This is a genomic window from Streptomyces ipomoeae 91-03 (genome assembly GCF_000317595.1).
Classification (GTDB): Bacteria; Actinomycetota; Actinomycetes; order Streptomycetales; family Streptomycetaceae; genus Streptomyces; species Streptomyces ipomoeae.
Window position 1 is genome coordinate 1 of record NZ_AEJC01000594.1, and the last position, 560, is coordinate 560.

The 560-nt window shown below is 62.9% G+C and carries 1 protein-coding gene; it reads left to right on the plus strand.

The window, feature by feature from the left end; genetic code table 11:
* On the plus strand, positions 1–533 hold a 533-nt coding region (locus tag STRIP9103_RS38195; RefSeq protein ID WP_009335884.1), incomplete at its 5' end, for an HNH endonuclease.
* Positions 534–560: the final 27 nt, after the last annotated feature.

Sequence of the window (560 nt, forward strand, 5' to 3'; positions counted from 1 at the left end):
CCAACAAGCCGAAGGACTGGGTAGTGAAGCGGTACTTCGACACGTTCAACAAGTCCCGGGCGGACAAATGGGTGTTCGGTGACCGGATCTCCGGCGCCTACCTCTACAAATTCGCCTGGACCCCGATCGTCCGGCACGTCATGGTCAAAGGCGCGGCATCCATGGATGACCCAGCCCTCCAGGACTACTGGGCGAAACGGCGCCAGAAGAAGGCGCCTCCCGTCATGGATAAGACCAGCCTGCACCTGGCATTCCGCCAGCAAGGACTGTGCCCGCTCTGTGGCGAGACCCTGATCACCGGAGCGGAATACGAACCCGACAATCCACGGGAGTGGATCGAGTGGTTCGCAGCCGTAGCGAAGAAGCTGCACAAGCACCACTTCGTGTTCCGGCGTGAAGGGGGCGGGAACGACTGGAACAACCTCCGACTCGTACACGCGGACTGCCACCGGCAGCACCACGAAGCCGGTGACCGAGCAACCGCACGGAAGAGCAAACGCCCACGGGTTCTGCTTGAGCCGTGTGCGGCGTGAGTCGCACGCACGGTTCTGAGGGGGCCG